Here is a 24,888-nt window from a genome sequence, read left to right as displayed (position 1 = left end):
CGGTGGTCGCCTGGTCGACCGTGCGGCGGACCTCGTTTGTGGCTTCCTCCGCCGCGCCATTACGTGCCGCGTTGGAAACGCCTGTTTCGCAGCATCTGCTCGCCCGCGTCCACATAGGACTCGAAGAAGTCCGCGACCTCCGTGAGCCGGGACTGGGCGCGTTCGTCCTCCGCACTCGTCGTTCCGGTCCGGAGCACCCGGACGAAGGCCCGCGTCCGTTCGTGACTGGCCGCGAGGAGCTGCTCGAACCCGCCCACCACCTCGACGAGCAGCCGGCGACTGCCCGGCTGCGGGATGGTCCTGGCGAGCCCCCAGGAGACCAGCTCGCGGACGGCCACACTGACCGCTCCCTTGCTGAGGCCGAGCGCCTCGCCGAGTTCGTCCAGCGACGCGGGACCCGCATTGAGCAGGAGCCGCCCGTAGACCCGGCCCGTCGCCCGGGGCAGGTTCCATGACGCGAGGAAGTCGCCCATCGCCGTGGCGAACGCGGCCCGGTCGTCGGCCGCGGTCATGCCGAGCGCTCCTCGATCGCCGCGTCCCAGCCGTCGATGATGTCCCGGATCGCCGTGCTCACCGCGTCCGCCGCGTCGAGGGTGACCACGTGTCCGGCATCGGGAACGATGTACTCGGTCACGCCTTCGGCCCGCGCCCAGCGAGGCATCGCGACCGCGATATTGCCGGTGCGGTCGCGGTCGCCGCGGATGAGACCCAGTGGCACGGGAGTGCGGTAGCCCGGTTCCGGGGCGATGAACGATACGGTCGCCCGCCAGACGTCGAGGAAGAGGTGTTTGGGCATGTTCGCGAACGTCGCCTCGGACTCGGCGATCCCTTCCGGAGTCACGGCCGAGGCCCTGGCCATAAGACCCGGGAGCCGCGAGGCGGGGATGAGGGCGAGCGCCGGCGCGGCGAGTTTCAGCGAGAGCCGCTCCACCGCGGTGAGCGGACCGGTGTTCCACGTCGAGTCCACGACGACGAGACCGGACACGCGCGCGGGAAAGCGACGGACGAGTGCCTGCGCGAGGTTCCCGCCGAGCGAATGCCCGACGAGGACCGGGCGGTCGAGACCGAGGTGGTCGAGGAGGGCGCTCAGATCCTCGAGCGCGCTCGCCGCGGTGAACCTGACACCCGGCGCGAGGCTCGACTCGCCGTGGCCCCGCTGATCCCAGCTGACCACCCGGTGACCAGCCTCGTTCAGCACCAGTGCCTGCGCGTCGAACATCCGGTGATCCATCCCGGCGCCGTGCGTGAAGACGACGGGACACCTGTCCCCCGCCAGGTCGCCGTACCGCAGCACCCCGCCGTCGCGTGTCAGCACCCGATCCAAATTCACCATATTCTAAATATAGCCCACATTATGCTCTCGTAGAACTACCTCAGCCCTGGCGGCGGCATTGAGGCTCGTGGACGGACCCCGGGCTTCTAAGACGACTGACCGAAGGGAAACCACCGAGCCTCGTTGTCAGTGCGCTGCGCGCTCTAGCTGACTCTCTGACCGTCAGGGATCGGAGGCAGTGGGTTGACCCGACTCCTCCGAGGCGAGCTCCCGGTAGCTGTACACTGCGCTCGCCGGCACCTGACCGAGGCGCGTAGTCGCTCCGATCGCCGATAGGACCAAGCCCCATCGCCGCCACCTGGTGGAGAGCTTCCTGGCAGCCTCGAAGCAGGGGACCTGCCGAGGTTGGAGAAGATACTGGCCGTGGACGTGACCGTGTGGGTGGACGGTGGCGGCAGGGTCGGCGCTGCCCGGCGGCCCATCTCCGGCGTCTCACAGGTGGCGCGCTACCTGGTGGGATCGTTGAGCATCGCCAGTGAGGGGTGAGGCTGTCGGCTGCGGAGGCGAACGGCGCACTGGGACTGTGGGCCCGAGCTGGCGAGGAGCTGGTCGGCGTACTGGTGCCGGAGACGTCGAACGGCCGGATCGGCTGGATTCGCGTCATCGCCAACCGGCTGACGACACAGCGGAACAGAACCACAGCTGGACGAACCCCCTACGGTGCGGGCAGTTCTCTGCTTCGTACCTGTCAGGGCAGGCATCTGACCTCCATGACGACGGGCACGAAGGCGTTGAGGGTGTTTGGGATGACTTCCTGTTTCTCGGACGACACCGTGCTGCTTGACTTGTAGGCGTGACAACGAAATGGGGGCGCACGGTGGCCGCGGCGGCGGCTGGTGCGGTGGTGCTACTGATCTCGTCGTGCTCGATGATGACGATGATGAGCGACGAACAGAAGGTGGTGGAGCTGCGCAGGGCAGGCGAGCTAGGAGCCCAGGCGCACGTCACGCTGCTCACCGAGCTCACAGTTCCTACGCCTGAGACGTGCTTGGACAACCTCAAGCGGTTCTCCGGCGGAGCGCCGTGGGACGAGCCATACAGTGCCACGGCGGATTGGATCTCACTGCACGGGGACTACTTCGTGGACAGCTGCGTCTCCGGGAAACCGCGGATTCCGAACGAGTGATCCGCCGCCCGCACGGTCCCTTGTCGAACGCCACGCCGTGACCATCCCGCGGTCGGCGCTCGGAAGTCGCAGAGCTGGTCCCGGGGCCTGGCCAGGTTTCTGGCTGGCGACGTCGAGAAATCTTCGAGCGGCTACCAAATCGCTCCGGGCCGTAGCCGGCCTAGTACGGACGTCAACGATGACTGCGTTGGCGATGAAGCACGGCTTGTGGGCGCGCGGCGACCACGGCCGAGCCCAGGTCGTCACCGACCTCACCGCAGCGGCCGACGAAGGGCAGCCGGTCAGTCACGGAACCGATCCGTCGCCGCCAGCAACGCGGCCAGGATGCCGGGCTCGTCGTACACGTGCCCGGCGTCCGGCACGATCACCAGTTCCGACTCCGGCCACGCCTTGTGCAGGTCCCACGCGGAAACCGCGGGCGTGGCGAGGTCGTACCGCCCCTGGACGATCACGCCGGGAATACCCTTCAGTGCCGTGGCGTCCCGGATCAGCTGCCCCTCCTCGAGCCACCCGTTGTTCACGAAGTAATGGTTCTCGATCCGTGCGAATGCCAGCGCGAACTCCGGCACGGCGAAATCCGCCACCTGCTCGGGCCGGGGAAGCAGCGTCCCCGTCGCGCCTTCCCAGGTACTCCACGCGACAGCGGCAGGCCCGTGCACCGCGGGGTCGGGGTCGGCGAGCAGCTTCGCGTACAGCTCGACGGGATCGCCGTCGAGCCCGGCGATCGGCGCCGTGAACTTCTCCCACAGGTCCGGGAAGACGTTCGCCGCACCACCCCGGTAGTACCAATCCACCTCGGACGAACGCAGCGTGAAGATCCCGCGCAGCACCAACTCCGACACCCGTTCCGGGTGCTTCTCGGCGTACGCCAACGCCAGCGTCGACCCCCAAGACCCGCCGAACACCTGCCACCGCGAGATGCCCAGCGACCCCCGCAGGCGTTCCAGGTCGTCGACGAGATGCCAGGTCGTATTCGACGAAAGATCGCCCGACGCCGAAGCGTGCGGCAGGGACCGACCGCACCCGCGCTGGTCGAACAGGACGATCCGATAGGCGGACGGGTCGAACAGCCTGCGATGCGACGGTGAGCAGCCGCCGCCGGGCCCGCCGTGCAGAAACACTACGGGTTTGCCGTCGGGGTTCCCGCATTCCTCCCAGTACACGAGGTTGCCGTCACCGGTGTCCAGGTGGCCTGACGCGTAGGGCTCGATCTCCGGATACATGAACCTATCCTCGGACACCTGGCGCAACTCACGGACGAGAGACCACGGGGGCTCGTCCGGCCGCATCGCGTGAAGACCCACTCCGAGCGCACACGCGACTGTCAGACCAGGCCGAGTCCTGCGGTCAGGGGCCCGTAGAGCGTCCGCACGTACGAGTCCGTGAGGTGATTGTCCCGGTACACCACGACGTTGCCGACGACAGCCGGGCACACGTCACCGACGCAGAGCCACGGAGTCAGGTCGACGACCGTCGTGCGTGGCACGCGTTCGGCCGCCTCCACCAACGGGTCCTTGTCCTGGCCGAAGGCGTCACCCCGGGGCGTGTCGCATTCCGCGTGCCGGCCGGGGTTGCTTTCCAGGCAACGCGGGGTGTTCTCGGCCGGCCGGGGCACATCGCGGATCACGCCGGTTCGGATACCGGCGTCCGAGATGCGCCGCAACATGGTCTCGTAGCCGTCCACGGTCTGCGCACGCGACTCCCAGCGCCATTTCAGGTCCTTGTCATAGGACTCGGGAGACATCGCGGAGGTCACCACGAGTTCCGGCTTCATGGCGAGGATCCCGGCGAGTTCGAGTTCGTTCTGGTCGGTGCAGACGGTGAGACCGGCCGGTGCGACGGCGGTGAAGGGGCAGCCGTTGCGCAGCATCATCTTCACCCGCCACTCAGGATGCTCGCGCACGAACCGCGCGAAAACGGTACTGAACATCGCCGCGTGCGAGTCGCCGACCAGCACGATCGTCTTCGGTGCGGTCGCCGTGCCGTACGTGCATTTGTCGCCGGTGGGCGGCCAGTTCTCGATTTCGTACGAGGAGCAGTTGACGGACAGGTCCCTCAGCGGCCAGTCCTGTGCCGCCACCGCCGGGTCAGGAGTCAGCGGGACACCGTCCGGCGTCGCTCTCGGGTTGTCCTTGTCGAGCGCGAGGGCGCCCGGGTGCCCCTCATCGAGTCTGGCGGCCGACGCGAGGCGCTCGAGCTCCGCCGAGGCGTACTGCCACGGCACCGTCGCGGCGACCGCCGTAACCGCGACCAAGGCCGCCCCGAGCAGGTAGGCGCTGCGGAGCCGGGGTGTGCGGCGGCGGAAGGGTGTGGTCCTCCCGCCGCGGAAGGCGTCTTCGACCAGGTGCTTGGACACCATGGCCAGCGCCAGACTGAGCACGAAGACACCCACCGCCTGCCGCCGTGTCAATTCCGTGCTGGCCGCGAGTTGCAGGACCACCACGATCACCGGCCAGTGCCAGAGGTACAGGCTGTAGGAGATGTCGCCGAGGTAGCGCAGCGGCTGGAGCCCCAGCACGGCCGACACTTCCGGGCGTGCCACTCGCTGGTCCGCGGCGACGGCCCCGGCCAGCAGCAAACCGACGGTGCCCAGCGTCGGCAAGAGGGCGAGGTAGCCGGGGAACGCCATCGCGGTGGTCAGCACGAACGAACCGAGCAGGACCGCGACCATCCCGCCCCAGCCGACGATCAGCCGGGCCCTGCCCTTGAGCCGGATCCGATGCACGGTCATCGCGGCGAGGCCGCCGAGTCCGAGTTCCCACATCCGCGTGGGCGTCACGAAGTAGGCGCGACCGTGGTCGAGCTCGCTGTAAACCACGGAGAACACGAACGACGCGGCGGTGACGAGGGCGACCGCGATGACGGCGTGCCGGGCGGCCTTCGGCCCGGCGCGATGAGCCAGCCGAGCGCAGACGAGCAGCACCAGAGGGATGACGAGATAGAACTGCTCTTCGACGCTGAGTGACCAGAAGTGCTGGACCGGTGACGCGGCGGCGGTGGCGTGGGCGTAGTCCGCGGACTGGGCGGCCAGCGCCCAGTTCTGGACGTTCAGCGCGGAGGTGAGGACGTCGCTCATGATGGCGGGCCAGCGTGAGATCGGCAGGACCAGCCAGGTCACGACCACCGTGCTCAGCAGGACGACCGACGCGGCGGGCAACAGGCGCCGGATGCGGCGAGCGTAGAACTCGCGCAGGCGGATGGTGCCGGTGCGGCGCAGTTCGCCGGCGAGGGTGCCGATGATCAGGTAGCCGGAAATGACGAAGAAGACGTCGACGCCGACGAAGCCGCCAGGCAGCCATTCCGGCCGGAGGTGGTAGACGATCACCAAACCGACCGCCAGCGCGCGCAACCCCTGGATGTCCCGACGCTGGACCCGTGACCCGGCCGACGCCGCTCCCGGCGGAACCTTCTGTTCGACCTGCGCGAGCGCCATCGCAACACCCCCCTTGCCCCATCGCTTCGGCCGCGCGGGACAAAGGCGGCCAGTCGGCCAAGAGCGTAGAACACCCAGTCGACCACCTGTCTTCACCCTCCCGAGTGCGGCGGTCGGCCCAGGCAGGGAGGCCGATTCACCCGTTCGGCTGACAAGCGGCTCCGGTTCATGATTATTTGTGCACGCACGTGTTCCGAGAAGAGAACTGGGGCTTCACAAGTGAAGAAGAAGATCGCGGCGACCGCCGCCGTCCTGGGCGCGCTGGCGTCGACGATCGCGTTCGCGCAACCGGCGAGCGCGGGCGTCGATCCGAGGTACTACTACGAGTCCAGCTGGTCGACGGAGGGCGACTGCCGGCTCAACGGCCACTCCGGCCAGCAGAGTGGCCGCTGGTCGGCCTACTTCTGCTCCGCGTCGACCTGGTCGTGGGACCTCTACATCAAGCGGTAGCGCGTACGACGGCTCCGGTGGCGCGATTCGCGCCACCGGAGCCGGATGCGAAGTCGAAGCGCGGTCAGTTCACCATCACGGTCGCGGCCACCGGCGGCTGCTGGTCCGCGGGCAAGGCGCACCACCAGTAGGTGAGCGGCTTGCCGAAGCGATGGAGGCCGAGGGTGACGGCACCGGGAGTCGAGAACGTGACCTGCTGGGTGCCCTCGACGCTGAAGTGGCCACCGGTCCGGATCGGGGCCGGGTTGTTCAGCACGTCGACCTTGACCTCGCCCGTGCCCGCCCCTCCCTGTCTCAGGAAGCCGACCAAGCGGGCCGACCCCGCCGACAACTCCGAATTCGCCCATGGCTCGACGCCGTCGACCTTGACGAAGACCGGCGCGGGCACCCCGCGCGTCACGGTGGCAGGCGCGGTGATCGTCACGTTCACCGTTCCCGGACCGCTGTAGGCGGGGCAGGTCTGGGTCACGGTGCCGGCGGCGGCGGTACCCGCCGTCACGGTCAGGCCGAACCCGGTGGCCACCGCGATGGCGACGGCCGCGATCTTTCGACGGAACATGGGGAAGTCCTTTCCGCTCAAGGATTCACGGTCACGGTCTCGGCCACTGGCGGATCGGCCTGCCCGCAGTTGAACCACGGCGGAATGCCGTGTCCGGTGAACGTGAGGGTGCCCGTTCCCGTGCGGATGAAGGTGACCTTGACCGTCCCCTCCAAGATCCACGGATCGCCCGGCTCGAGGACGGTCGGCGAGGACAGGGAGACGGTGACGGTGTCGCTGTCCGCGCCACCCAAAGCGAGTCGCCCGGCGGTGTAAGGGCTACCCGGACCCGGCCCCGCCCAAGGCTCGTCGTGTTCCATCTTGACGAAAACCGCCGCGGCCACATCCTTTTTCACGATGTCCGGCGCGGTGACGGTCACGTACACGGTCCGATAGGAAGGTCCCGGCAAACAGCGCAAGGTCTGAGTGACGGTGCCGGCCGCCGCGGAATCCGCCGCAACGGTCAGCCCGAACGCGGTCGCCAGCGCGACGGAGACGGTCGCGATTGTTCGTCGAAGCAAAGGAAGACCCCTTTTCCTGTGACTGCTTGGGAACTCACCGTCCCGTATACGACCGGAGCGAAGCGTCTTCCGATGTGCGATCGGGCCCCGGCGATCGCGTTCCTTCACCCGTATCGGTGATTCTCGCCGACTCACCATTCGTGGCATGTGGATCACCGGTTCGTGTCACGCGCCCGCCCACTTGCCGTAGCGGAGGCCGAGGTTCCACATCGACTCACCTCGGGCGCGCTACGCACAGTGTCAACGCCCCAGAAGCCCACCCCTGGCGCAAAACACGAAAGACTTACGTGTTTATCGTAGGAAGATTCACGACTCCCCGAAGGCCCGGGAAATCGTTTTTTGACAGCGTGCCAACGTGGTGAAAATCTTCGATCGCTCCTCGCGAGAGCACAACCGAACACGAAATCCGATTCAAGGAGCCCCTCAATGCAGATGTTCACCCAGCACGTGCACCACGGCCACGACCTGATCTCGGGTCTGCTCGCGCACCTGGCCCACGTGCTCGGATGGCTGGTCTGACGCTCTAAGCACAGGGTTTGACGGGGGCCAATCTGTTGGCGCGGGTCGGCCCCTCGTGTTTGCGACCCGGTAAGGGGACACGCCCGTGTCCCTTTACCGGGTTCCGGTTTTTCACCGCAGAAAAGTCTTTGCCCGCCCCCGGCAGGCGCGGGCCGGACCCCCAGTAACCGGCCCGCGCCCGACACCGCGGCGATTCCCCCCTTGCGACCGCCGCCGCCCGACCATGGTGCGACCGGGACCGGTCCCCGCGCATGGGGGCCGGGACCCCATATTCCGGTGAGAATGCACGGCCGTCACTCTCCGGACATCTTCGTGCGTGCGCTGAATGTGGGGGTGCGGCCCCCATGTGCGTGCCCGGCCGAACTGAAACCATGACCGGCGTGACGCCCCCACCATCGGCGACGTCCCTGCCGCCGAGGTGGTGGGTACACGGCCAGACCCCGCGCGAACGGACAGCGGACAAGCCCGCATGGGCGGACTTCGCCGAACACGCCATCACCGCGCTTCTGCCGGAGCGTCCCCCAGCCGATGACTGGCGTGTCGAGTTCGCCGGGGTCTTCAGGTCGCTCGTCCACGCCACCTTGCGTGACGCGGTCCCGGACGATCTCCCCGGCGCCGATGTCGAGACCCTCCGCCGGGGTTTCGCGGCTCAACTCGACCAGCATCTGCTCAAACTCGCGGTCCGGACACTGGTCCTCGAACTCCACCGCGACCGCAAGGCCGGAAACCTCCGGGGCGAAACCCCCGAAGAGCGTTTCTCCGATTTCGTGCGACGGCAAGCCACTCCGGCCGGGCTCGTCCGGTTGTTCGGCGAGTACCCCGTCCTGGCCCGGCTCCTCGCGCAGGCTTGCCTCAACGCCGCCGAAGCCAACGCCGAGACGCTGGCCCGGTTCTCGGCCGACGCCGCCTTGCTGCCCTGCTCGGTCGTCGACGGCGAACTCGGCACACTCGTCGAGGTCGCGGGCGGGATCGGTGACTCGCACGCACGCGGGCGTTCGGTCAAACTGCTCCGGTTCTCCAGCGGCGCCAAGGTGATCTACAAACCCCGGCCGCTGATCCTGCACGAGCGGTTCACCGACGTCGTCGAGCAGCTGAACAAACGGCTGCCCGGGCTCGAACTGCGGACCGCGGACGCGTTGCCGCGGGCGGGCTACGGCTGGCTCCGGTTCGTCGAGCACCGGCCGTGCGCCGATATCGGCGACGTCGACCGCTTCTACCGGCGGCAAGGCATCCTCCTGGCGCTGCTGTACGCGCTCGACGCCACCGACGTCCACTACGAGAACATCATCGCCTGCGGTGATCAGCCGGTGCTGATCGACATCGAGACGCTGTTCCAGCCGTCGCCGCCCGATCCGCCGGAGGGCGACCCCGCGGCGGCGATGCTGGCCCGATCGGTGCAGCGCACGCTGTTGCTCCCCCAGCTTTTCGCCGGCGAAGACGGCGCCGTCGACATCTCCGGCCTCGCCGGCCGCGGTGGCAAGCTGCCCACCGATCGCGTGGACTGGGCCGACCCGGGCACCGACCGTATGCGGCTGGTGCGGGTGCCCGGCGAACTCGCGGGCGGGAACAACCTGCCGCGTCTCGGCGGCCGCGACATCACCCCCGCCGAGCACAGTGCCGCCCTGCTGGCCGGATTCCGGCTCGGCTACGACGCGGTCTCGACCGGACGGGACGAACTCGCCGAGCACCTCCGGCGCTGCGCCGAGGATCCCATCCGGGTGCTGATCCGACCGACGAACTTCTACTTCCGGCTGCTGGACGAGACCACCCATCCCGACCTGCTTCGCGACGCCGCCGACCGCGACCGCGCGTTCGACCTGCTCGAAGAGGATTCCGCCGACGAGGAGAAGCTGCTCCGCCTGGTGCCACACGAGCGGGACGACCTCTGGGCGGGCGACGTGCCGATGTTCACCTCGAACCCCGGTTCGACGTCGCTGCTGGATTCACGCGGCGAGAGCGTCGAAGGGGTGGTCGACCGGCCCTCGCTGGTGACAGTGCTGGCGAAGCTCGCCGACATGGACCCGCTCGACCAACGCGACCAGGAATGGCTGATCTCGGCCACCCTCGCCATCAGCACGGCGACCGCGGGCCAGCACGGCGGCGCCGACACCGCGGAGACGGCGGCGCCGAATCAGGCACCGGACCCGGAACGGCTGCTGGTCACCGCGTGCGGCATCGCCGACCAGATCGTCGCCAACGCCTTTTCCGACGAACACCGCTCCAACTGGCTCGGGATCGAACTCGTCGACGACCGCTACTGGACCGTGCTCCCGATGGGCGCCGGGCTCGGTGAGGGCTACTGCGGTGTCGCGTTGTTCCTCGCCCAGCTCGCCGAACTGACCGGGATCGCGCGATACCGCGATCTGGCCGCGTACGCGATCACCCCGCTACCCGGCCTCTTCGCCACGCTCCGCGCCGACCGCGAGCTGGCCGCCACCGCCGGCTGCGGCGGCCTTCTCGGGCTCGGCGGCGTCGCGTACACGATCGCCCGGCTCAGCACCCTGGTCGGCCTTCCCGCCGGCGATCTCATCGAGCAGGCCGTCGACCTGATGCCGGACGCCACTCCCGAAACGCCATCCGGGTTCACGACGGGGCTGGCGGGCGGTGTCGCCTCGATGCGGTCGGTGTACGTCCAAACAGGACTGGACTCGGCACTGGCCCGGGCCGACCGGTACGCCGGACAACTGCTCGACCGCGAACGTCCGCGAGAGCGGTCGTTCGCCCGCGGTTCGGCCGGGATCGACTGGGTACTGCGGGCGCACGACCGTTCCGGCGAAGAACCGCCCCGAAAGGCGGACGATCGAGCGGAAAGCACCGGCGGCTGGTGCGACGGTCGCGCGGGCGACGCGCTCGGCCTTGCCGCCCACCTGCCCGATCCCGGGCATTCCAGGGACCTCGACCGGACGATCAAACAGCTGGCCGACGGGGCACCGATGAAGGATCTCAGCCTCTGCCACGGCGAGTCCGGAGTGCTGGACGTGTTGTGCGTGCTGGCGGAGAACGGGCACACTGACGCCGCCGCCGCGGTACGCCGCCGGACCGGTCATCTGCTCGCCGCCATCGACCAGCGCGGTGCCCGCTGCGGGACTCCCGGCGCGGTCCCCTCGCCCGGGCTGCTGAGCGGTCTGGCGGGAATCGGCTACGGCCTGCTGCGGCTGGGATTCGGTGACCGCGTCCCCTCCGCGCTCCTGCTCCGCCCCGACCGGCCGCATCCCGCGGCCACCGTTGTTCCGCCGGTAAATCGAGTATGAGGAGAAAACCCGCATGTACGAAAGAGATCTGCCCGCCACCGAAGACGTCCTCGGCGCCGTGAACCTGCCGCGCGCCCTCGAGGTCGGCTCGCGCAACCACGCGCTGGCGGGCGGCAAGCCGCGGCTGAGCGCCAACCCGCTCGCCACCCTGTCCACGGACCCCGGTTCGCCGTCCGTCGTCAGCGTCTTCACCGGCGGCTGGATCTGAGAAAGACTCACGAAGGCGGGCACGCGCCGCCCGCCTTCGTGATCATTTATTGGCCGTGACGGGGAAATCCGCTCGCTATAGTCACCGCGGTGGGGATCCGTTCGTCGCGAGTGATCGGCCGCGACGCCGAACTGGCCGAGCTCTCCGGAGCTCTCGATCGCGCAATCGCGGGCCGCGGCGGCGCGATCTTTCTTGTGGGCGAAGGCGGCATCGGCAAATCGCGGCTCGCCATCGAAGCCGCCTCTCGAGCGGTCGCCGCCGACATCCCCGTGTTGCAGGGCCGGGCCAGTTCGATCGGCCCGCTCGTCCCGTTCCGGCCGCTGGCCCAGGCACTGTGGTCGCATTTCCGCGGCGGCGGCCCGCCGTCGGCCGCCGAACTGGACCCGTTCATCCCCGTGCTCGCCCAGCTCGTCCCCGACTGGGGCCGGGGCGACCGGCCGCGGGAGTCGGGTTCCCTGATGGTGCTCGCCGAAGCGGTGTTCCGGCTGCTGGCCGTCACCAGCCGCGACCGCGGCGCGCTCCTGGTCCTCGACGATCTCCAGGACGCCGACGCGGAGACGCTGTTCATTCTCGAATACCTCGTCGACAACCTTCCGGCGGCACAAGCCCTGTTCGTCGGCACGCTCCGCAACGAGCCCTCCGACGCCCTGCGCCTGGCGACCTCCGGCGCGCAACGGATGAGCTGTGCCGTCGTCGAGTTGGGCAGGCTCGGCCTCGCGGACACCCGCGCCCTCGCCGCCGCCTGCCTCGAGACCGAGCCGGGGCGGCTTCCGGCGGCCGCGGCGGAGCTGTTGTGGCGCAACAGCGCCGGCCTTCCGTTCATCGTCGAGGAACTGCTCCACGGCATGGTGAACGACGGACTGCTGGTCGAGGGCCGCGACGGCTGGCGCGTCATCGGCGAACTCCGCGCCCGCGTTCCCGCCGCACTGGTCACCAGTATCGGCGTCCGGATGGAGCAACTCGGCGAGCAGGCGGGTGAGCTGCTGTCGGTCGCGGCGATCATCGGCCGCCGTTTCCCGCTGACGGTGGTCCAGACGGTCACCGGCACCAACGACCGGACGTTGCACAACCACCTGAGCGCCGCGGTCTCGGCGAACCTGGTGACCACCGACGAGACGACACCCGGCTGGTACGCCTTCCGTCATCCGCTGACCGCGGAAGCGCTGCTGGCGCGCCAGTCACCGGCACGGAAGGCGGCGCTCGCCCGCCAGGCCGCCGACGCCGTCGAAAAGCTGTACCCGGGCCTGCCGGGCGACCTGTGCGCGCTCGTCGCGTCGCTCCGGCTGACCGCATTGGACGAACAGGCGGCAGGCCGCCTGTTCGCCGAAACCGGCCGTCGCGCCCTCGACGCGGGCGCCGCCGACTCCGCGGTCACGATGCTCACCAAGGCCGTCGACCTGCTCGCCGGGGCCGACGCGGGTGATCGGGCCGAGGTGCTGGAGACGCTGGTGCACGCGCTCGGGCAGACCGGTCAGTTCGACCGCGCCGTCGAGCTTTCCGCCGCGTTCGGGGAGATCGGCACCCTCGAACGGGCCGCCAAACTGCATACCCAGCTGGCCTGGGCCGCCTACATCGCCGGACGGCACGACGAATGCCTCGGCCAGATCGAACGCGCCCGCGCTCCCCTCGGTTCGGCGATCTCGCCTGCTCAGCAAGCCGCGCTCGACGCCGTCGAAGCGAACCTCTGGCTGGACGTTCCCGGCCGGGCGGGCACGGCGGAACGGCTCGCGCGCCAGGCCTGGAAGGTGGCCGAGGCGACCGAGCAGCCGTTCGTCGTCTGCCAGGCGCTGCAGGTGCTCGGCATGCTCGCGTTGTCGCGGGACCTCACCGAATCCGAGCACTACATGCAGCTCGCGCGCCGGACCGCCGAGGACAACCATCTCCACCACCTGCGCACCCAGGCGCTGGTCCGGCTGGGCGGGCATCGCGTGCTGATGAACGGCGACGAGCAGACCCTGCTGCTCGCCCGCGCGGACGCTCAGCGCACCGGGTCGATCACCCTGCACTGCGCGGTCGATTCGGTGCGCACCATGCACGCGATCCTGCGTTGCGAATTCGGCACCGCGCACGCGTTGCTGGCGGAGAACCTCGCCGTGCTGGGCAGGCTCCGGCTGACCGCGTTGCTGCAGTACGCCCATATGACGCGGGCGATGTCCGCCGGGCACCGGGCGGACCGCCCGGCGATGGAGCAGGCACTCGACGACTTCCGGGACAGCGGCGGCGAGAACGCGCAGGAGATGGTGCTCAGCATCGGGCTGGCGCGGGTCTTCTGTTCACTGCTCGAAGAGGACTTCGACCGGGCCCGCCGCGAACTCGGCCAGGTCGTCGAGCTGGAGGACCGGCGGCCGAGCCGGTTCCACCTCGCCGGCCAGCACGGGCTCCGGACGCTCGTCGACACGCTCGGTGGCGCACCCTGCCCGGAGGACGGCTCCGCCGTGAGCGGGATGCGGTGGAACCGGCAGTTCGTCGAATTCGCGCACGCGGTCGAGCACGGCAGACGAGGCGACGCGGCGGCGGCCGGACAGGCGGTGGCCTCCGCGCTGGAGACGTCGGCGCCCTATCCCCTGGCCCGTCATCTCGGGCTCCGGCTGATCGCCGAACCGGCCGCCGCCGACGGCTGGGGTGATCCGGCGGGCTGGCTCAACGAGGCCGAAGAGTACTTCCATCGCAGGGACATCCCGGCGGTCGCGGCCGCCTGCCGGAGCCTCCTGCGCAAACTCGGCGCACCCGTCCGGCAGCGCCGCACCGGAGTCGACCGGGTCCCCGGCGACCTGCGGGCTTCCGGCGTCACCGTGCGCGAGTACGAGGTCCTGGTGCTGCTCGCCGAGCGGATGGGCAACAAGGACATCGGCGCCCGGCTGCACATCTCGCCGCGGACGGTCGAGAAGCATGTCGCGAGCCTGCTCGCCAAGACCGGCCTCGCCGACCGTGCGGCCCTCGCCGAACGCGCCGCCGGACCGCGACCTGGCATGCTGTGATCCATGAGCGACCTCACCGTGTACGGCGCCGGCTGGTGCCCCGACGTCAAACGCAGCCGCGCCCTCCTGGACTCGAAGGGCATCGAGTACGACTACATCGACGTCGAAGCGGATTCCGGCGCCGAGGAGACCGTGCGGGCGTTGCAGAACGGTGAGCGGCGCATCCCGACCATCGTCTGGCCGGACGGCACCCACCTGGTCGAGCCGAGTGACGACGAGCTCACCGCGCACCTGAACCGGTGACCCTTCCGGACGTCCCGCTCGGCACCAGGGTCGTCGTCCGGTACCGGATCGAGGGCGGGTTCACCGACGCGCTCGGCTACCTCCGTTCCCGTGACGACACGGAGTGCGCGGTCGAGACCAAACGCGGTCTCGCGACGATCCGGCTGGCGGACATCGTGCTGGCGAAGACGGTCCCGCCGCCACCGCCACCCCGTTCCCGCCCGGTCTGACCACCCGTTTCGCCCCGCCACCACCGGGTAAGCCAAGGAATCCCCAGCAGGAGGTTCCCTTGGCTGCCACAGCGAAAGACCCGGACGGTCCCACCGAATTGTCCCGACGATCGTGGTGGGCGGTGCTCAAACGGACGGTCGTCCAGTTCAACCGCGACAACATGCTGGACTGGGCGGCCGCGCTCACCTACTACGGCGTGCTCTCGGTCTTCCCCGGTTTGCTCGTACTGACCGCGATCCTCGGGCTCCTCGGTCCGTCGGCGACCCGGGCGCTGGTCGAGAACGTCGGCCGGATAGCGCCCGGTCAGGGCCGGGACATCCTGGTCGGCGCGATCGAAGAGCTGTCCGAATCCGGCGGGCTGGCCGGAACGGCGGCGATCATCGGCTTCGTGGGCGCGTTGTGGTCCGCGTCCGGTTACATCGGCGCGTTCATGAGGGCGTCCAACGTCCTCTACTCGATGCCCGAAGGCCGCCCGATCTGGAAGACCGTGCCGTTGCGGATCGGGCTCACCGTCGCCGTGCTGGTCGTGCTCGCCCTGTGTGCCGCCGGGGTGGTGGCGACCGGCGGGATCGCCCGCTACCTCGGTGACCTGATCGGCCTCGGATCGACCGGTGTCCTGGTCTGGGACATCGCGAAATGGCCGGTGATCGCGTTGCTGGCGGGGCTGGCGGTCGCGCTGCTCTACTGGGTGAGCCCCAACGTGCGGCAGCCGAAATTCCGCTGGCTGACCCCGGGCGGCCTCGTGGCCGTGCTGCTCTGGGCCGCGGCCACCGCCGGATTCGCCTTCTACGTCAGCAACTTCGGGTCGTACAACAAGGTCTACGGTTCGCTCGCCGGCGTCATCGTGTTCCTGATCTGGCTGTGGATCTCGAACATCGCCGTCCTCCTCGGCGCCGAGCTGGACGCCGAACTCGCGCGAGGCAAGGAGCGCGCCTCCGGCTCCCCCGCCGACGACGAACCCTTCCTCCCGCCTCGGGACACCAAGGCGATGGACGACGACGAAGCAGCCGCGGTCGCCGAGGCCGAAGCGAAGAACGCCGACTGAGTCCCGCACATGAGAGGAGCCCTTCCCCAGCGGTACCGGGGAAGGGCTCCTCTCGATTCTTCTAGCTCTTGCTCGACTTGGTGGCCTTCTTCTTGGCGTCCTTGACCTTGCCCTTGACCGTCCCGACCGCGTCCTGCAGCGGCGCGTAGGTGCCGTAAAGCGCCGGGTCGGGCTTAGGCGCGGTGCCCGGTCCGCCGAGCGCCTCGGGTTCCATCAGGTACTCGAGCCCGTCTTCGCCGAAGCTCCAGCCGCCCTTCGAACCGTCCGGACCGTCGGACAGGTGCCAGACGGTGTTGTTGTGCTCCTGGTTCTCCTCGTCGAACAACGCCGTCGGCGCGATGTCGCTTTCCAGGCCGTCGGCCTTGAGTTCCTCGATCGCGGCGAGCCACTGCTTCTGGTGCACCGTGTCCCGCGCGAGGTTGAACTGCAGCATCGCCTTCACGCCGGGGTCGTCGGTCATGTTGTACAACCGAGCCGTCTGCAGCCGGCCCTGCGCCTCGGCCGCGACGTTCGCCCGGAAGTCGGCCAGCAGGTTGCCCGACGCCACGACGTAGCGGCCGTTCCAGGGGTAGCCCTGGCTGTCGCTCGGCGTGGCGCCGCCACCGGAGATGATCGCCTGCTGGGGATCCATCCCGCCGAGGATCGCCGCGGTGGCCGGATCCTTCGCGGCTTCGGCCACCGTGGTGGCGGGCGCCCCTTCGAGGAGCCGGGCGACCATCGTCGCGAGCATTTCCACGTGCCCGATCTCCTCGGTCGCCGTGTCCATGATCAAATCCTTGTACTTGCCCTCGATCCGGCAATTCCAGCCCTGGAACAGGTACTGCATGGTGACGGTCATTTCACCGTAGGCGCCGCCGATGAGCTCCTGCAGCTTACGGGCGTACAACGCGTCCGGCTTTTCCGGCTTGGCCTCGAATTGGAGCGATTTGGTATGACGGAACACAGACAACCTCCAGAGAATTCAGGGAACAAACGGACTAGCGGGAGTCGGCGATCGGCGCCTTCGAACCGGAGAGCGGAATGAGCCCGAGGGCGATCATCCCGACGGCGAGCCCGAGGTGCAGCCAGTTGTCGGCGGTGTTGACCGGCACGAAATTCGCCGCCGACCCGTGGTCGATCAGCAACCCGTACAGCCAGAGCACGAGGTAGATCACCCCGCCACCGACGAGGAACGCTTTCGCGCCGGTCACCGTCCGGGCCAGCAGGATGCCCGCGACGCCGAACGCGAGGTGGACGATGTTGTGCAGGATCGACACCTGGAACACGCCCAGCAGCAACGCGCCGGACTCGTGCCCGGCGCCGCTGAGCTGCTCGTAGTTCGTCGTGATGCCGGGGATGAAGCCGAGAATGCCGACGAGCAGGAAGACCGCGCCCACGCCGAGGGCGATGAGCTGGCGCGGAGCCCGCCGAACCGTGGCCGGCGATGCAGTCATTGTTTTCCTCCGATCCAGGTGGAAGGACTGTCGGACGCCCGATGGGCGAACGTCACGCGAGTACCCGGGCGAAAGCCGGTCACACCGGGGGAATCGGCGTTTTCGAATCCGTGGGAATTCCCGTGTAATCCGGCCCACCCGGGGTAGCCCCTGCGAAGCACACACGTCACAAGGAGGGTGGAAACCGTGGCCGAGGAGAAAGCACCGCAGGCAGGGCCGGTCGGCAGGCTTTTCCGTGCCGGGTTCCACGCACTGGCGGCACTTCGCGGTGCGCGAGCGTTCCACCCGAACGGCCTACTGCTCAAAGGGGAACTTCGGGCTTTGAGGCGTGATGACCTCGCACTGCCGGAGGAACCGGTGGCCGTCACCGTGCGGATGTCCAAGGGCGCCGGTCTCCCGGGGCGCGTGCCCGACGCGCTGGGGCTGGCCGTGCGGATCCCCGCCGTCGGCGGCCATCCGTGGGATCTCACGTTGACCACTTCGGGCACCGGTCTCGCCGGTCGCGTGTTGCCGCGGCCGTCACGCGCCTGGACCGCCGGTCGCTACAGCACCTTGTTGCCCTATCGCACGAAGGGCGAACTGGTCTGGCTGTCCGCTCGCGCGGAGACGTCACGGCACGCCGAAGCGTCGCTGGACGGTTTGCGGCGGCTGGTGGCGGAAGGACCGGTGACTTACCTCGTCGAGACCGTCCGCGCGAACGGACATCGGAGGCCTTGCGCGACGCTCACCCTCCACGAGGTCGACGACGACTCTCCTCGGCCCGCGTTCGATCCGATGCTGAATCCGCCGCCTGGCTGGGAGCTGCGTCCGGGCTGGCTCAGCGGGCTACGCGAGCGGGCTTATGAAGGTAGCCGGGAGGGCCGCTGAGCCCTCCTTTGCCGCACGGTATAGGGCGTTATACGGGAGTCGTTCGAAGGAGTCGTGTCGTGGCCGACTCCGGCGGGTCGCGAGTGGCAAGAGGTTCTATCGAGGGGAAAGTCAAAGATGGCGTGTTGCGAAAGTGGCTTTCGCAACGTCGGTGGCGTGGACGGTCGGCCGGGCGGGGGTCGATCGTGGTGGGAGGTCCCGACGCTCTCGGGTGTGTCGCGAAAGCCACTTTCGCGACGTCTGACGTCCCGAAAGTGGCTTTCGCGACGCGAGCATCGGGGTACGGGCTTCGAGGGATGCGAAGGCGCCTCAACCCTCAACAACGCTCATAGCCACTCACGACCCCGCGCAGAACCGTACATATCGATATCGATCGGTCATTCAGTCATCGAGGAGCGTCCTTAGTGGACGGTCGACTGCGGCCGCTTCCCAAGTACGTGAAGGACCCCTTCACCGCGCTGGACGCAATGAAGGGGTCCTTCACGTACTTCAGGCGAGCGCTACGGGTAGCTCACCAGGTTGCTCGGCCGCGTGTCCGGCGGCGTCACCGCCCCGGCGTCGTTGATCACGTGCGTGATGGTCCCCTTGTAGTTCAACGAAACCGTCACCATGTTGTGGAACCGGACGCCGGAGCGGTTCGGCACCTCGAACGCGTGATAAAGGTTCACTGCGGGGTTGTCGTTGAAGAAGCAGTAGCTGCCCAGGCCCCACGCCTCGTGGGAGGTCACGTTGTCCCCCACCTTGTACGCGGCGTACCCGTTGAGCCCGTTGGGACTCTTCCAGCCCGCCTGATCCGGGACGTCGTACGGGATCTCGTTCTGGAAGAAGATCGTCCTGCCGTTCTGGCCGTTCCAGATCACCTGGTACTTCTGGTAGTGCTCGACGAACAGGCCGGTCGCCAGCACGTTGTCGCCGTTGACGACCACGCCGGTGTCGCCGGTGTTGATCGTCCAGCCGTAGGTGCCCGCGTTGCCGTGGTCGGCCCGCCACGCCCAGATGTGGTCGATGATCGTGTCACGGCTGTTGACGATCAGGCTGTTCGTCGCCTTCCCCGCGATCTGGCCGCCGATCCGGAAGAACACGTCCTGCAGGGTGGTCGGATTCGCGGAGTGGTTCACCGTCGAGCCCGCCTGCCCGACCGTGAGCAGCGACTGCGAGTTGGTCGTCCCGGCGTCGAACAGCAGGCCCTTGATCCGGACGCCGTCCACGTCGGCGACCTTCATGGCGTCGACACCGTTGTCCGGCACCAGGGTCGGATAGCCGACGCCGAGGACGACGGTGTTCGCCTTCGTCACGTTGAGCGTCTGGTTCAGGTGGTAGACGCCCGGCGTGAAGAACAGGTTGCAGCCCTGGGAGAGCGCGGTGTTGATCGACGCCGCCGTGTCCCCCGCCTTCACCACGTAGAACTGGCTCATCGGCAGTGAGCTGCCCGGGGTGCCGCCGTTGGCCCAGCTCGGACCGGAAGCGTTGGTGCGCAACGAAGGCAGGAACACGCGGTACTTACCGGAGCCGTCGAGGTACAGGTACGGGACGTCGCGGGACACCGGCGTGGTGCCGAGCGTCGTCTCCGGCGGGTTCGGGAAGGTGTTCGCGGGAGCGCCGCTCGTCCCGGAGAAGACCATGTTCCAGACCCCGCCGTCCCAGCTTCCGTAACTGCTGTCCCGGGTGTACCACTGCTGCTGCGAGATCGACGCGGTCTGCCCGGAAACCTTGCTATCGGCGGTGTAGCCACCGCTGGCGAACCCGTAGCTTGCCGGGTAGAGCTGGAGCCCGCCGCGGATGTCCATCCGGCGGAACGGCGCGGCCTGCGCGACGGCCCAGCGGGTCGAGCCGCTGCTCGGGACCACGGCCAGGTTCTCGGCCGAGCGCCAGAAGTTCTGCAGTGCCACACCCTTGTCCGACTCGTTGAACGCGTCGACGGTCACGTCGCCGTTGATTACGACGTCGCCCGGGTTCTGCCCGAGCCCCGCGACGGAGGTGTAGTAACCGACGTTGTCGTGGATGCCGTTGTACACGCCGGGCTTGAACAGGTGCGCGTACCGGCGCTCGGTGAACTGCGCGGTCAGGGTGTCCTTCTGCGCGTTGAAGTCCCCGTCGAGCTTGGCCTGGATCGTCGACGCCGACATCCCCGGGTCGAAGATCCGTACGTTGGGGCCGAAGTCGGGGACCTCGGCCTGGGCCGGACAGGTCGCCTGTGTCGATCCGATCGTGTAGCTCGCCGACGCCACCGGCGAATTCGCCGAGCCGGACTTGAGCGCGATCGCCGAGATCGTCGAGGAGGCCGAGACCGTGATCGGCCCGGTGTACACAGTGGACGACGCCGTCGGCGTGGATCCGTCCACTGTGTACCGGATCGTCGCACCCGCGGTCGCGCTCGACAACGTCACCGAGCGGGCGCTCGGGTAACTGCCACCCGGCGGATCGAACGTCGGTGAGGCGACGGTCGTGCCGCTGCCGCCGTGGGTGTACGTGAAGTGCGGAGTGTCGTACTGCGGCCCGCTCTTCTCGTAGGTGAACCAGTAGTCGAGCACCGTGCCGGCGGTCAGTGAACCGACGGTGTGCCGCCACGTGCCGCCGTTGTCGGTCATGCGGACGTTCTGCTGCCCCACTCCCGGGACACCGGTGTAGTGGATGTCGACGTACCGCGCGGGCGTCGACGGTGTGAAGGAGAACTGCGCCTGGCTCGCGTTCAAGGAGGCGGCGGTCTGGCTGTAGTCGGCGGCCGCGGCGGTGGCACCGCCCAGCCCGCTCGCGATCAGGAGTGCGGAAAGGCCGGCGGCGAGCACGCCACGGACCCCTTTCCGCCGTGGGGACAGCACAAGGATCCGGTTCACGTCGTGACACCTCCGGCGTTGGAAATCCACGGGCGAAGCAATTCGTTGCGCGCCACAACAAAGTAGCCGTCCGTGCGATATGTCCAGATCACGCTTCGGTAACATTGGTGGTCCAAACCACTGAATACGCCGGACAGCGCAGGGCGATACGGCCGTTCGGCGTCCTCGGGCGGTGCTGTCGGGTGCCGGTCAGCGGTCCGGGACGACGTAGAGCGTCGATGCTTCCCCGCCGTGCATGGCACTCAGACTGGTCCGGCAGGACAGGAGGACCTCGCGATTCGCGACGGTGTCCGGCGGGACACCGCAGCCGTCACAGAAGAGCTCGACCGAGCCGGGGAAGGTCTCGTCGACCCGGACTTCGACCGTGCGATCGCAGCGGCGGCACCAGCGATGCCCGGTGACGATCAGGACGTGCATCGGATCGGAAATGCACTGATGCACCCAGCCGCGGTGGACGTAACACGTCGTCCGGACGTGGGCGCTCAGCCCGTGCTCCTCGGCCACGTCCTCCGCGGCGAGGATCGCGGCGAGCCGCCGGTCGGGAATTTCGCCGTACCGGTCCCGGCGCCGCGCCGGCGGGGCCGAGTCCGCCGCCGCGAGCAGTCTGAGATGAGCCCTTGAGGGTGGCTGAGTACGTAGCACCATGTCGGTCTCGACCTTTCGGCGTCCACCGGAAGTCTTATCAGCTCGCTTCCGATTTCGCCGGAGTGACACCCGACCGGGCGACAAGGAGCCGGGAAAGGTTCGTTTGTACGGCCCTTGTATTCACCCTGCCCATGCTGTCCGGACGAACCGAATCCGCTCAGGAGGCAGGAATTGTTGACCAAGGTAGCCGTGCTCGCGACAGCGACCGCGCTCTCCCTCGGCGTGGCCGCCGCACCGGCCGGCGCCGAAGTGACCGCGGACCTGTTGCCCGCGGCCAGCATGGAAGCGGTGCTCAAGGCCGCGCAGATCGACCCGCGCCGTGCCGACAGCGCACTGACCCCTGGGGCCAAGGACAGCGTGCTGCTGGTGGAGCAGGCGCTCGCCGCCAAGGGTCTGCTCGCCCAGCAGTACGTCGACGGCCACTTCGGGACGACGACCATCACGGCGTACTCCAGCTACCAGAAGTCGCTGGGCTACACCGGGATCGACGCCTCCGGCCTGCCGGGCAAGACGTCGCTCGAGAAGCTGGGCGAGGGCCGGTACACCGTCACCGCGGTGGTCTCGGCGGGTAGCCGCCTTACCTACCACGGCAAGACGATGAACACGCGCACCAAGGCGATGCTGGTGAAGGCCGAGGGTCTGCTCGGCAGGCAGCTCACCATCACGCAGGGCTCGTACAACCCTGGCGGCGTCGGCGCTTCGGCCGGCACTCACGACGGTGGCGGAGCGCTCGACATCGGTGTCGAGGGCATGTCCTCGACCACGCGGACCGACGTCGCGCGGAAGCTGCGTCAGGTGGGCTTCGCGGCTTGGGTCCGGACCCCGGCCCAGGGTTTCGCCTACCACATCCACGCCATCGCACTGTCCGATCCGGACCTGTCGTCGGGCGCGCAGCACCAGGCCGGTGACTACTACCTCGGCTACAACGGCCTCGCCGGCCGTGGTTCCGACGACGGCCCCGCCGTCACGCCGAAGCTCACTTGGGAGGAGTACCAGCGGTCCTGACCCTGCTGGCCGAAGGCCACCTTCGCCGATGTCGATCGTCGCGAAGGTGGCCTTCGGGCTGTCCAGGAAGCCCCGGGTAGGCTTCGGCGCGACGGCAAAACCAGCGGGAAGGGAACATCGCGTGGAGGCTCAACCGGTCGGTCAGTGGCTCGACGAGCTGGCATCGAAGGCCTCGACGCCCGGTGGTGGCGCGGGTGCCGCGATGAACGCCGCGGTCGGTGCCGCCCTGGTCTCCATGGTGTGCAACCTGACCATCGGCAAGCCGAAGTACGCCGAGCACGAGGCCACGATGACCGAGGCGCTCGCCAAGGCCGAGGACCTCCGGACGCGCGCGCTCGGCCTCGCCGCCGACGACGCCGCCGCGTTCGACGCCGTGGTCGCCGCGTACAAGCTCCCCAAGGCCACCGACGAGGAGAAGCAGGCGCGCACCGCCGCGATCCAGGCCGCGCTGGTCGGCGCCGCCGAGGTCCCGCTGCGCACCGCCGCCCTCGCCGCCGAGGTCATCGACGTCGCCGCCTCGATCCTCGAAGGCGCCAACACCAACGTCATCTCCGACATCGCGGTCGCGGCTTCGTCTGCCAAGTCCGCGCTCGAATCCGGTGTGGTCAACGTCGAGGTCAACCTCGCTTCCATGGCGGACGAGCAGCTCCGCAAGGAGACCGAGGCCCGCCTCACCGAGTACACCCCCGCCGCCGGGCGCGCCGACGCCCTCATCGCCCAGGTTCGCGAAAGGCTCGCCCGATGACCCTGATCGACGGGCGCGCGATCGCCGCCGCCATCACCGCCGAGGTCACCGAGACCGCCGCCAAGCTCCGCGAATCGGGCACCGCCCCGACGCTCGCCGTGCTCGTGCCGACCGACGACGACGCCACCGCCTGGTATGTGCGCTCGATCGAGCGTGCCGCGAAGAAGGTCGGCGTCGACTGCCGCGTGGTCCAGCTCGAGAAGCCGACCGGCGAGGACGTCACCCGCGAACTCGACAAGCTCTCCGCGGACCCGTCGGTCCACGGCATCATCTGCCAGACCCCGTTGCCCGAAGGCGTCACGCTCGACGACGTCGGCGCGCACATCGATCCGCGCAAGGACGTCGACGGCGCCAACCCGGTCAGCCTCGGCCGTCTCACCGCGGGCCTTCCCACCTACGCGCCCGCCACCGCCGCCGCGGTGCTGGAGATCCTGAAGCGTGAGCAGGTCGCCCTTTCGGGTGCCCAGGTCACCGTCGTGGGCCGCTCGACCATCGTCGGCAAGCCGGCCGCGCTGCTGCTGCTCGGCGAGCACGCGACGGTCACCGTCTGCCACTCCCGCACCAAGGACCTCGCGTCGGTCACCAAGACCGCGGACGTCCTGGTCGTGGCCGTCGGCCGCGCGCATTTCGTCGGCGCGGAGCACGTCAAGCCCGGTGCCGTGGTGATCGACGTCGGCACCAACCCGACGCCGGAAGGCGGGCTCGTCGGCGACGTCGACCAGGCCGCGGTCGAGGAGATCGCGGGGTCGATCACGCCGGTCCCCGGCGGCGTCGGCCCGGTCACGACGTCGCTGCTGCTGCGGCACACCGTCACCGCCGCGCGGTCCTGATCCACCGAGAAGGCGGCGAGTCCACTGAGGACTCGCCGCCCTTCGCTTGCCTGTGATCGAGCACCGCCAATCACGTGAGTTACGCCTCCAATCACGTGAGTTACGTCCCGATCACCGTTTCCACGACCTTCCGCACCTGGGCCATCTCCGGAGCGGGTGCGGTGCGGTCGGCATAGAGCAGATGCGCGGCACCGATGAGCGTCGCCGCGAGGGTTTCGACGTCGGCGTCAGCCGCGATCCTGCCCCGCGCCCGTTCCGCGTCGAGATACCCGCCGATCATCACGGCGGCCTGGGTCAGCACCGGAACCCCGGCGGGCCACTCGCGGCGCAACCGGGCACGCAGCTCGTCGCGGAAGATCACGAGCGGGACGATCGCGACCGCGACCGACTCGAACACCGCGGTGAGCGCCGAGGTGAGGTTGTCGACGACCGTTCCGGTACCGACGGCTTCCCGGAGGCCCTTCTCGTCCAGCTTCTCGATCCGGTCCAGCACGAACTCGGCCAGGAATCCGTCGAAGTCGTCGAAATGCCGGTGAAGGACGCCTTTCGCGCAGTCCGCCTCCGTGGTCACGGCTCGGCTGGTGAGCCCGCTCGGCCCGTCCCGCAGCAGGACTCGCTCCGCCGCGTCGAACAACTGCGCACGGACGGCGCGCAGGGCTATCCCGGTCGGCATA

At 68.9% G+C, this 24,888-nt stretch carries 23 protein-coding genes; 12 read left to right on the top strand and 11 right to left on the bottom strand.

Going from position 1 to position 24,888, the window contains the following annotated elements; translation table 11 throughout:
* Positions 1-59: 59 nt before the first annotated feature.
* Both DMH01_RS15820 and DMH01_RS15815 read right to left on the bottom strand, forming a co-directional pair.
* Positions 60-512, bottom strand: a complete 453-nt coding sequence (locus DMH01_RS15820; protein WP_125677453.1) for a GbsR/MarR family transcriptional regulator — start codon at positions 510-512, stop codon at positions 60-62.
* The gene (locus tag DMH01_RS15815; protein ID WP_125677451.1) at positions 509-1,333 is read right to left on the bottom strand and encodes an alpha/beta fold hydrolase; all 825 of its coding nucleotides are present in this window, start codon (positions 1,331-1,333) and stop codon (positions 509-511) included. Before DMH01_RS15815 ends, DMH01_RS15820 begins: the two co-directional genes overlap by 4 nt.
* A 793-nt stretch (positions 1,334-2,126) precedes the next feature.
* Between DMH01_RS15815 and DMH01_RS15810 the strand changes: the two genes are divergently transcribed.
* On the top strand, positions 2,127-2,459 hold the full coding sequence (locus tag DMH01_RS15810; RefSeq protein ID WP_125677449.1) for a hypothetical protein: 333 nt from the start codon (positions 2,127-2,129) through the stop codon (positions 2,457-2,459).
* 281 nt (positions 2,460-2,740) lie between these two features.
* Here the strand turns inward: DMH01_RS15810 and pip are convergent, their stop codons facing one another.
* Positions 2,741-3,682: a prolyl aminopeptidase gene (gene pip, locus DMH01_RS15805; protein WP_125677447.1), complete on the bottom strand. Its 942-nt coding sequence runs from the start codon at positions 3,680-3,682 to the stop codon at positions 2,741-2,743.
* A gap of 101 nt (positions 3,683-3,783) precedes the next feature.
* Positions 3,784-5,892 (bottom strand): acyltransferase family protein, encoded by a 2,109-nt coding sequence (locus DMH01_RS15800; protein ID WP_125677445.1) that lies wholly within the window; start codon positions 5,890-5,892, stop codon positions 3,784-3,786.
* Positions 5,893-6,111: 219 nt separating this feature from the next.
* Between DMH01_RS15800 and DMH01_RS15795 the strand changes: the two genes are divergently transcribed.
* Positions 6,112-6,342: a hypothetical protein gene (locus tag DMH01_RS15795; RefSeq protein WP_125677443.1), complete on the top strand. Its 231-nt coding sequence runs from the start codon at positions 6,112-6,114 to the stop codon at positions 6,340-6,342.
* Between the two features lie 64 nt (positions 6,343-6,406).
* Here DMH01_RS15795 and DMH01_RS15790 read toward each other — a convergent pair whose 3' ends face one another.
* The gene (locus DMH01_RS15790; protein WP_125677442.1) at positions 6,407-6,901 is read right to left on the bottom strand and encodes a hypothetical protein; all 495 of its coding nucleotides are present in this window, start codon (positions 6,899-6,901) and stop codon (positions 6,407-6,409) included.
* A 17-nt stretch (positions 6,902-6,918) separates the two neighbouring features.
* Entirely contained in the window at positions 6,919-7,401 is a 483-nt protein-coding gene (locus tag DMH01_RS15785) for a hypothetical protein (protein WP_125677440.1), read from the bottom strand.
* 890 nt (positions 7,402-8,291) lie between these two features.
* On the opposite strand from DMH01_RS15785, the gene DMH01_RS15780 reads away from it, so the two are divergent.
* From DMH01_RS15780 to DMH01_RS15755, 6 genes are all read left to right on the top strand, one after another.
* Positions 8,292-11,171 carry a type 2 lanthipeptide synthetase LanM family protein gene (locus DMH01_RS15780; protein ID WP_233621540.1) on the top strand — a complete coding sequence of 960 codons (2,880 nt, stop codon included), beginning with the start codon at positions 8,292-8,294 and terminating at the stop codon, positions 11,169-11,171.
* Between the two features lie 13 nt (positions 11,172-11,184).
* Positions 11,185-11,379 carry a hypothetical protein gene (locus tag DMH01_RS15775; protein WP_034318598.1) on the top strand — a complete coding sequence of 65 codons (195 nt, stop codon included), beginning with the start codon at positions 11,185-11,187 and terminating at the stop codon, positions 11,377-11,379.
* 89 nt (positions 11,380-11,468) lie between these two features.
* Positions 11,469-14,357 carry a helix-turn-helix transcriptional regulator gene (locus DMH01_RS15770; RefSeq protein WP_125677436.1) on the top strand — a complete coding sequence of 963 codons (2,889 nt, stop codon included), beginning with the start codon at positions 11,469-11,471 and terminating at the stop codon, positions 14,355-14,357.
* A 3-nt stretch (positions 14,358-14,360) separates the two neighbouring features.
* Positions 14,361-14,600 (top strand): glutaredoxin domain-containing protein, encoded by a 240-nt coding sequence (locus DMH01_RS15765; protein ID WP_125677434.1) that lies wholly within the window; start codon positions 14,361-14,363, stop codon positions 14,598-14,600.
* Positions 14,597-14,809 (top strand): ferrous iron transport protein A, encoded by a 213-nt coding sequence (locus tag DMH01_RS15760; protein WP_125677432.1) that lies wholly within the window; start codon positions 14,597-14,599, stop codon positions 14,807-14,809. The genes DMH01_RS15765 and DMH01_RS15760 overlap by 4 nt, the downstream gene beginning before the upstream one ends.
* Before the next feature lie 59 nt (positions 14,810-14,868).
* On the top strand, positions 14,869-15,855 hold the full coding sequence (locus DMH01_RS15755) for a YihY/virulence factor BrkB family protein (protein ID WP_125677430.1): 987 nt from the start codon (positions 14,869-14,871) through the stop codon (positions 15,853-15,855).
* Between the two features lie 61 nt (positions 15,856-15,916).
* Here the strand turns inward: DMH01_RS15755 and DMH01_RS15750 are convergent, their stop codons facing one another.
* Both DMH01_RS15750 and DMH01_RS15745 read right to left on the bottom strand, forming a co-directional pair.
* A complete protein-coding gene (locus tag DMH01_RS15750) occupies positions 15,917-16,798 on the bottom strand; it encodes a manganese catalase family protein (RefSeq protein WP_125677428.1) in 882 nt (293 codons plus the stop codon).
* Between the two features lie 34 nt (positions 16,799-16,832).
* Positions 16,833-17,288, bottom strand: a complete 456-nt coding sequence (locus tag DMH01_RS15745; RefSeq protein ID WP_125677426.1) for a DUF4383 domain-containing protein — start codon at positions 17,286-17,288, stop codon at positions 16,833-16,835.
* Positions 17,289-17,474: 186 nt separating this feature from the next.
* On the opposite strand from DMH01_RS15745, the gene DMH01_RS15740 reads away from it, so the two are divergent.
* The gene (locus DMH01_RS15740) at positions 17,475-18,155 is read left to right on the top strand and encodes a hypothetical protein (protein WP_125677424.1); all 681 of its coding nucleotides are present in this window, start codon (positions 17,475-17,477) and stop codon (positions 18,153-18,155) included.
* Positions 18,156-18,655: 500 nt separating this feature from the next.
* Here DMH01_RS15740 and DMH01_RS15735 read toward each other — a convergent pair whose 3' ends face one another.
* Both DMH01_RS15735 and DMH01_RS15730 read right to left on the bottom strand, forming a co-directional pair.
* Entirely contained in the window at positions 18,656-20,989 is a 2,334-nt protein-coding gene (locus DMH01_RS15735) for a chitobiase/beta-hexosaminidase C-terminal domain-containing protein (protein WP_125677422.1), read from the bottom strand.
* Between the two features lie 189 nt (positions 20,990-21,178).
* Entirely contained in the window at positions 21,179-21,634 is a 456-nt protein-coding gene (locus tag DMH01_RS15730) for a hypothetical protein (RefSeq protein ID WP_125677421.1), read from the bottom strand.
* A 171-nt stretch (positions 21,635-21,805) separates the two neighbouring features.
* Here DMH01_RS15730 and DMH01_RS15725 point away from each other — a divergent pair, with 171 nt between their 5' ends.
* From DMH01_RS15725 to DMH01_RS15715, 3 genes are all read left to right on the top strand, one after another.
* Positions 21,806-22,639 (top strand): peptidoglycan-binding protein, encoded by an 834-nt coding sequence (locus DMH01_RS15725; protein ID WP_125677419.1) that lies wholly within the window; start codon positions 21,806-21,808, stop codon positions 22,637-22,639.
* 121 nt (positions 22,640-22,760) lie between these two features.
* A complete protein-coding gene (locus DMH01_RS15720) occupies positions 22,761-23,384 on the top strand; it encodes a cyclodeaminase/cyclohydrolase family protein (protein WP_034318628.1) in 624 nt (207 codons plus the stop codon).
* Positions 23,381-24,214, top strand: coding sequence for a bifunctional 5,10-methylenetetrahydrofolate dehydrogenase/5,10-methenyltetrahydrofolate cyclohydrolase (locus tag DMH01_RS15715; RefSeq protein WP_125677417.1), 834 nt, complete (start codon positions 23,381-23,383; stop codon positions 24,212-24,214). The genes DMH01_RS15720 and DMH01_RS15715 overlap by 4 nt, the downstream gene beginning before the upstream one ends.
* Before the next feature lie 100 nt (positions 24,215-24,314).
* On the opposite strand, the gene DMH01_RS15710 is transcribed toward DMH01_RS15715, so the two are convergent.
* Entirely contained in the window at positions 24,315-24,887 is a 573-nt protein-coding gene (locus DMH01_RS15710; RefSeq protein WP_125677415.1) for a TetR/AcrR family transcriptional regulator, read from the bottom strand.
* Position 24,888: the final 1 nt, after the last annotated feature.

The sequence above is a fragment of the Amycolatopsis sp. WAC 04182 genome, assembly GCF_003947465.1.
Lineage (GTDB): Bacteria > Actinomycetota > Actinomycetes > Mycobacteriales > Pseudonocardiaceae > Amycolatopsis.
The sequence above is the reverse complement of the archived record's forward strand: the minus strand, read 5'-3'. Positions and strand labels throughout refer to the sequence as shown.

Coding starts and splice junctions, on each gene's coding strand:
- DMH01_RS15820 (WP_125677453.1), bottom strand. CDS start 512: ATGACCGCGGCCGACGACCGGGCCGCGTTCGCCACGGCGATGGGCGAC.
- DMH01_RS15815 (WP_125677451.1), bottom strand. CDS start 1,333: ATGGTGAATTTGGATCGGGTGCTGACACGCGACGGCGGGGTGCTGCGG.
- pip (WP_125677447.1), bottom strand. CDS start 3,682: ATGTATCCGGAGATCGAGCCCTACGCGTCAGGCCACCTGGACACCGGT.
- DMH01_RS15800 (WP_125677445.1), bottom strand. CDS start 5,892: ATGGCGCTCGCGCAGGTCGAACAGAAGGTTCCGCCGGGAGCGGCGTCG.
- DMH01_RS15790 (WP_125677442.1), bottom strand. CDS start 6,901: ATGTTCCGTCGAAAGATCGCGGCCGTCGCCATCGCGGTGGCCACCGGG.
- DMH01_RS15780 (WP_233621540.1), top strand. CDS start 8,292: ATGACCGGCGTGACGCCCCCACCATCGGCGACGTCCCTGCCGCCGAGG.
- DMH01_RS15775 (WP_034318598.1), top strand. CDS start 11,185: ATGTACGAAAGAGATCTGCCCGCCACCGAAGACGTCCTCGGCGCCGTG.
- DMH01_RS15765 (WP_125677434.1), top strand. CDS start 14,361: ATGAGCGACCTCACCGTGTACGGCGCCGGCTGGTGCCCCGACGTCAAA.
- DMH01_RS15745 (WP_125677426.1), bottom strand. CDS start 17,288: ATGACTGCATCGCCGGCCACGGTTCGGCGGGCTCCGCGCCAGCTCATC.
- DMH01_RS15730 (WP_125677421.1), bottom strand. CDS start 21,634: ATGGTGCTACGTACTCAGCCACCCTCAAGGGCTCATCTCAGACTGCTC.
- DMH01_RS15715 (WP_125677417.1), top strand. CDS start 23,381: ATGACCCTGATCGACGGGCGCGCGATCGCCGCCGCCATCACCGCCGAG.
- DMH01_RS15710 (WP_125677415.1), bottom strand. CDS start 24,887: ATGCCGACCGGGATAGCCCTGCGCGCCGTCCGTGCGCAGTTGTTCGAC.